Genomic DNA, 4,472 nt, shown 5'->3' with positions numbered 1-4,472 from the left:
TACGTGGTCAGCTTACCGGTCTGGATACAGCGCTTTTCGGTGCGCCGCCCGAAGGCGTCATAACGATATTCCCACCGGTGGCCGTCCGGGGTGATAAGGCCGGTCAGCTGGTTCTGGCTGTTCCAGCGGTATTTCGTCACCGCCAGCCGGTGGCCTTCGGCTAAAAACTGTTTCTCTTTCAGGCGACCGGCCAGGTCGTAAACAAACCGGTGCGAGCCCACCCAGTTCAGGCGGTGACCCGCCTGGTAGAGGGTTTCCCCCATAATCTCCTGCACCCCGTCGAACCGCCGGGCGGGGTAACCCGTTGCATCATACTGGTAATGTTCGCGCAGGTTTTGCCCGTCACTGACCGAGACCACCTGGCCGTTGCCGTTAAGGCGGTAGCGCAGCTGCTGCCCGTCATCACTGGCCGCGGTCAGGTTCAGCGCGGCGTCATAGTCATACCGGCGCGCCAGGCGGGCATAGGCCGGTTCGCTCATCTCCTCCAGTTCAGCCGGCCGGAAAAGGTGGGGGTTGCAGCCCGCCCGCTGCGCAGTCAGTAACCCCATCAGGTTATACTGCTGGCGCACAATGAAGCCGCTTTCGGTGTAACGACCGGTGTCCCGTCCCGCCTCATCCCGCGCCACTGTCAGGGGCGGCTGGTTGTCTAAGGTCAGCCCGGTCAGTTCCCCGGCCCGGTTAACCTGTATCCGGCTTTGCCAGTGTCCGGGCTGGGTTTGTCCGGCAAATCGTGACGGCCCGGCTGCCGGTGCGGTTTCTCCGGTGAACAGCTGCCGTTCGACGGTGCGGTTATCCGGGTAGTGACGCTGAATTTCCCCGTGCGGCTGGATTTCCCGCACTATCCGGTCCTGGTCGTCGTATTCAAACTGTAAGGTGCTGTCCGGGGCGTCAACCCGCAGCAGCCGTCCGGCGATATCATACTGGTAACGGGTGGCGCCCTCCGGGGTATGCAGGGCGGTGAGGCGCTGGGCCGCGTCATAGTCATAACGGGTGACGGTCTCTTCCCCGTCCCGCTTTTCAATGCAGTTCCCCGACAGGTCATAGCGATAGTGCCAGCGGGTGCCGGCATAATCCTGCTCGGTGATAATCCGGCCCTCCGCATCCAGCGTGTAGCTGTAGGTTTCCCCCATCGGGTTAATCACCTGCGTCAGTTGCAGGGTATCGGCATCATAGCGGTACTGCCAGCGATGGCCTTCGCCGTCCCACCGGGCCACCGGCAGGTCAAACGGGCCGTATTCCACCTGCCAGGCCACCCCGCGCGCATCGGTCCAGCGGGTCAGGTTGCCGTGGCGGTCATGGTCAAAATGTTCCGGGTGGTTGTCGGGCCGGTCGCTGACGGCCACCCGGTGATGCCGGTCGTAACGCCAGCGCCACAGTGCCCCGGCGGCGGTCAGGCTGCGCAGCCGGTCCTGGCTGTCATAACCCAGGCTGACGGTGCGGTTCTCCTCGTCAAACAGCCTGACCAGCCGTTGTTGGGTATCATATTCCCGGGTGCGGCGGTTGCCGTCCGTGTCTTCTTCCGCGGTCACCAGCCCGAAGGCATTGCGGGTCAGGGTGGTTTTCCGGCCATCCGGGGCGATAAATCCGGCGGGCTGGCCCTGTTCATCATACAGTTGCAGCCAGGTCCGGTGCAGCGGGTCGGTCATGCCGGTCAGGCGCAGGTCGGTATCATAGCTGTATTGCCAGCGGGCGCCGGTCGCATCGGTGAAGGATGTCACCCGGCCCGTCTCGGCCAGGTAGGTCAGGGTCAGGGTTTCCCCCTGCGGTAACACCTGTTGGACCAGATTGCCCCAGTCATCATAGTCATAGCGGGTCACACTGCCGCCGGGCGTGTGGATTTCCGTGACCTGCTGCTGGTCGTTGTAATGCCAGACGGTGGTGTGCCCCTGTGGGGTCGTGGCGCGGGTGAGGCCGGGGGCGTAGTCCAGGTGGACCGGGTAGAAGCCGCCGGCCCCGATACTGTCGGTGCAGCGCCCCTGTTGATCATAGCGGTAATCCACCCAGGTCTGGTCACCGTCAGACCAGCGGCTTATCAGGCCCTGGGCGTTATATTCATAGTACAGGTGAAAATGCTGGGTGCTGTCGGCTTCCGCCAGCCGGCCATGGTCATGGTAGTGATACCGGGCCATCACCTCCTGTAAGCCGTCATCGGTCCGGAGGATCTCGGTCAGTTGCCCGTTCAGGTTATAACGCAGGGACAGGACCGGTCCGTCACTGTGAATCACCTGTGTCAGCTGATACTGCGCGTTGTAGATAAACCGCAGCCGGTTGTCATACCCATCCCGGTGTTCGGTCAGCAGCCAGCGCTGGGGCTCATCGGCGGAAGCCGGCACGGGCAGGGAAAAAGACTTGCGGACCGGGGAATCACGGTGGCGGAGGATATAGCCCTGCTCGCCGCGGCTGAGGGTGAAATCCGGGTGGTCCGGGTTGGTGCTGTGCGTATAAGCGGGCGGCAGGGCGAAGTAGAGTGACGCCCCTTCGGTGGTGCTGATGTCTACCCGGTCACCGGTGACCCGGGCGCATTCGGAGAAGCTGTCGGTCCAGCCCGGCCCCAGTAAGCCCTGTTCCCCGGGGGCCCAGCTGCGCAGAAACACCAGCGGCAGAGTCTGGCCGAGGGTGATATCGGTGCGCTGGTCGAAGAGCTGGCCGGTGGTGACGTCAATCGGGTCGCCGGTGAAGAATTTTTTGGTGCTTTCCCGGTAACGTCTCACCCCCCGGGTTTCTTTAAAGGCGGTTTTGGCGCAGGAAATCGTTTTACCCGAGGCGATTTTCCCGACATGCCGGGCCCCGGCCTTTGCCCCGTTCAGCACGGCCTGCCGGCCGGTTTTCGTGAACAGTTTACCCAGACCTTTTATGGCGCCCCGGGAGGGCGGCGCCAGAAACTCAACCGCCATCAGAATGGCCCGTTCCCAGGCGGAGAACTCTTCGGCAATGGTTAAATAGGCGCCCTGACCGGAGCCGATGAACACGGTTCCCGCCCCGGCTTTGATAGTCGAGCCGCAGACCAGTTTGTCATCCACCCGGGCTGCCGGCGCGCCGTTGATAAACACGGTTTCACTGCCCTGGGCAATCAGGGGCGGTGCCGGGTGTTTATTGCAGCCGGCGGTATCGACGGTGGCCCGTGCTGCGGCTTTACCTTCAATAAACACATTGGGGGAGCCGGTCAGCAGTGCGCCACTGGGCGGGCCGATACTGTCCACCATTTTGGTCACGGCCGAACTGGCGGCGCTGATGACGTTACCCAGGGCCAGGGTACCGGCGGTACCGAGTGCCAGGACCGCGACGGTGGCTAATCCGCCGGTGCCGACCACCACCGCGGCGGCCACGGCAAACACCGCGGCACTTATCAGCGCGCCGGTAATCGCGCCGGCCAGGGCGCCGAGGAAGCTGGCATGTTTAATCGGGTCGCCCTCACGGGCTGCTGCCGGGCCGGGAGCGCCCTGTGGGGGCGCCACCGGGGCGGTATGTAACGCCCCGACCCGGGCAATCCGGGTGACGATTTCATCACCAAGTGACATGTTTGACCTCCTGTGTCAGATTATCCGGCGGCCTGGAAGCTGTCGATAACCGCCAGCAACGCCTCGCGCTGACCGTCCGCAAAGGGGGCGGGGGAGGTCAGGTTGAAGGTCAGCAGCCGGGGGCCGCGGATTTGCAGCACCACGGTCTGGTACATGTCCCCTTCCGGACTTGTCCATTGATAATCCAGCCGGCGGGCGGGTGCCTGGCTCAGGGTGATTTCGCTGCGCTGATGCTCCTGATAACCGGGCAGGTGCGTGCGGAACTGTTCCAGGGTCTGTTCATAATAAGCGGTGTTATCCATACCGGCAGGGACCGGTGTGCGGCTGACCACCAGATTAATGCCGCTGTCATCCGGCAGCACAAAGACATGCATGGATTCATCCCGCCAGTTGCCCGGAATAGCCAGGGTGCCTTCATTCATCTGATACACTGCGTTTGTCATGCTGTTTTTCCGTTATTGATTGAAAGAATGTATTAAGGTGTTGTTGTTAATGGGTGAATACCGGTCAGTTGACATTGACCTGTTTGCCGTTAATGGTGATATTGGCGCCCTGAATACGGATATTGCCGGCGCTGTCGATGGTGATGCTGCCCCCGGCCGTCGCAATCTCGATACCGCCGGCCTGGGACTGTATCTGGATGTTATTTTTCACGTTCAGCAGGCTGTCTTTTTCCACGGTGATTTGACGCAGGCCGGTTATCGCACTGACTTCATTGCCTGCCACCTCTTTGTGGCGATCCTTCCTGACGGAAAGTATCTGGTCATTGCCGATGCTTTCGGTGTGGTTGTGCATGACCCGGGTTTCGCGGTCATTGAGCACCACGGTCGTCATGTTCTTCTGTGCATGCAGCGACAGCTCTTCACTGCCTTTGGCATCCTCAAAGCGCAGTTCGTTATAGCCTTCGCCTTTGTGGGTTTTCGAGCGGAAGGCCATCTGGGTTTTGCTGCCCGG

Annotated in this window: 3 protein-coding genes; all 3 read right to left on the bottom strand. The window is 61.9% G+C overall.

Annotated elements, in window-relative coordinates; translation table 11 throughout:
• A partial coding sequence (locus LGZ99_RS23420) for a PAAR domain-containing protein (protein WP_262979740.1) occupies window positions 1-3,518 on the bottom strand: 3,518 nt, incomplete at its 3' end.
• Window positions 3,519-3,538: 20 nt separating this feature from the next.
• Complete coding sequence (locus LGZ99_RS23415) at window positions 3,539-3,961, bottom strand: DUF1795 domain-containing protein (protein ID WP_228940442.1); 423 nt, start codon at window positions 3,959-3,961, stop codon at window positions 3,539-3,541.
• Window positions 3,962-4,025: 64 nt separating this feature from the next.
• Window positions 4,026-4,472: bacteriophage T4 gp5 trimerization domain-containing protein (locus LGZ99_RS23410; RefSeq protein ID WP_449301374.1), on the bottom strand; the 447-nt coding region annotated here is incomplete at its 5' end.

It is taken from the genome of Photorhabdus temperata (genome assembly GCF_025384845.1).
In the GTDB taxonomy this organism is placed as follows: Bacteria; Pseudomonadota; Gammaproteobacteria; order Enterobacterales; family Enterobacteriaceae; genus Photorhabdus; species Photorhabdus temperata.
The sequence above is the reverse complement of the archived record's forward strand: the minus strand, read 5'-3'. Positions and strand labels throughout refer to the sequence as shown.